The sequence below is a fragment of the Actinomadura logoneensis genome (assembly GCF_003428695.1).
Lineage (GTDB): Bacteria > Actinomycetota > Actinomycetes > Streptosporangiales > Streptosporangiaceae > Spirillospora > Spirillospora logoneensis.
Map to the genome: position 1 here is coordinate 1 of NZ_QURH01000592.1, position 1,992 is coordinate 1,992.

The 1,992-nt window shown below is 73.0% G+C and carries 2 protein-coding genes; one reads left to right on the forward strand and one right to left on the reverse strand.

Translation table 11 applies throughout. From position 1 onward, the window contains the following. Nucleotides 1-438 precede the first annotated feature (438 nt). The gene (locus DZF91_RS24490) at nt 439-1,377 is read left to right on the forward strand and encodes an aldo/keto reductase (protein WP_117359631.1); all 939 of its coding nucleotides are present in this window, start codon (nt 439-441) and stop codon (nt 1,375-1,377) included. A gap of 96 nt (nt 1,378-1,473) precedes the next feature. On the opposite strand, the gene DZF91_RS24495 is transcribed toward DZF91_RS24490, so the two are convergent. Then, nucleotides 1,474-1,836: a hypothetical protein gene (locus tag DZF91_RS24495; protein ID WP_407920936.1), complete on the reverse strand. Its 363-nt coding sequence runs from the start codon at nt 1,834-1,836 to the stop codon at nt 1,474-1,476. Nucleotides 1,837-1,992: the final 156 nt, after the last annotated feature.

The following is a 1,992-nucleotide window of genomic DNA, read 5'->3' on the forward strand; positions in this document are numbered from 1 at the left end:
CGCGATCACCCGGACGGGCTCGGCCGCGGCCGACGCGCCCCGCGCCGCCCGCTCGGCGACCGGGACGAGCCCGCGCGCCATCTCGGCGAGGCCGTCCGCGGTGGCACGGTCCATCCCGGAGTCCCCGTCCCGGACGCGCTCGGGAACGGTTCCGCCCCCGGACGCGCGGACGGCCCCGGAGTCGGCCTCGGACTCGGTCCCAGCGGAGGTTCCGCGGGCTGGACCACGGTCGGCGGGCGCCGCAGAGTACGCGTCATCGTCGGTCGAGCCGCCGGCGCTCGGGCCGCTCCCGGTCCGGTCGGTCATGTCCGTTCCCCCAAACCCGCCCGTGTTCCGCTCCTCAAGAGTAACGACCGGCCGGGCGAATCGTTCCGAATGCGCCTTCGCCTCCCGCTCGCGGCTTGACCTGGAGCGCGCTCCAGCACCGAGGCTTGCGCCATGAACGCACCCACGATGGCCCTCGGGGCGATGTACTTCGGCACCAAGGTGGACGAGCGGACCGCCTTCGCGATCCTCGACCGGTACGCCGAACTGGGCGGGTCCTTCATCGACACGTCCGACAACTACAGCTTCTGGACCTCGGACACCGGCTTCGGCGGCCAGAGCGAGGCGCTGCTGGGCCGCTGGCTGGCGTCCAACCCGGGCGTCCGGGTCCGTCTGAGTACCAAGGTCGGCGCCCAACCCACGCGGGTAGGCGGGTTCCCCGACCACCTCGAAGGGCTGCGCAAGGACGTCGTCCGCGAGGCCATGGCGCAGAGCCTGGAGCGGCTGGGCGTGGACGGTGTCGACCTCTACTGGGCGCACGTCGAAGACCCGGCCGTGCCGGTGGAGGACCTGGTCGAGACGTTCGGCGGCCTGGTCAGCGATGGCCTGACCGCCCGCTGGGGCGTGTCCAACCACCCGTCCTGGCTGCTGGAGCGGATCCGGGCCACCGCCGAACACGCCGGCCGCGCGCAGCCGTCGGCGTACCAGCAGCGCTACTCCTACCTCCAGCCCGCCGGCGGCATGGCCGTGGAGGGCCAGCCGGTCCCGCTGGGGATGCTGTCACCGGACGGCCTGGACTTCCTGCGCCGCAACCCGTCCTTCGACGGCTGGGTCTACACCGCCACCCTCCAGGGCCGCTACGACCGCGACGACCGGCCGCTGGAGGCCGAGTACCGCCACCCCGGCACCGAACGGCGGCTGGCGGCGCTGAACCGCGTCGCCACGGCGCGCGGACTCCGGCCGGGCCAGGTGGTGCTCGCGTGGCTGGCCTCGGGGAACCCGGCGCTGACCCCGATCGTCGGCGTCAGCAGCGTCGAACAACTCGAGCAGGCCGTGCTGGGCGCGTCCACCAGCCTCACCGAGGACGAGATGGCGGTGCTGGACGGCGCGTAAGCGGCGACGCGAGGCCGCATCCGCCCCTGACCCAGGGCCGGAAACGCGTGGGCCCGGACGGCGGCCGTCCGGGCCCACGCGTGCTGGAGCGGAGACTCAGATCTCCAGGTTCTCCTCGATGCCCTTCATGTGGTGGCGGGCCAGGGCCAGGTTCGCGCGCCCGCGGTCCAGCGCGAGGTAGAGGAACAGGCCCTTGCCCTTGCGGCCGGTGACCGGCCGGATGATGTGGTACTGCGCGCCCAGCGTGATCAGGATGTCCTCGATCTCGTCCTTCAGCCCGAGCTGCTCGATCGTCCGCATCTTGGACCGCATGACCTCGGTGTTCCCCGCCGCCGCGACCTGCAGGTCCAGGGCCTTGGAACCGCCCTGCACGCCCAGCGCCATGCCGCTGCCGTAGTCGACGACGGCCGCGCCGACCGCACCGTCGATCGCCATCATTTCCTTCAGAGCCAGATCCATGTTCGACACGGGGTCTCCCTTCACTCGGATGTGCCTTTGCCGTTCTCTTCCGCCGCCCCGGGCCGGCCGGAGCGCGCCGGACCCGCCCGGCCTGCTCCGGCCGCCTCGCCCGCCGCCGTCAGCCCGGACGTCCCGAACCGCCGGAACCTCCCAGGC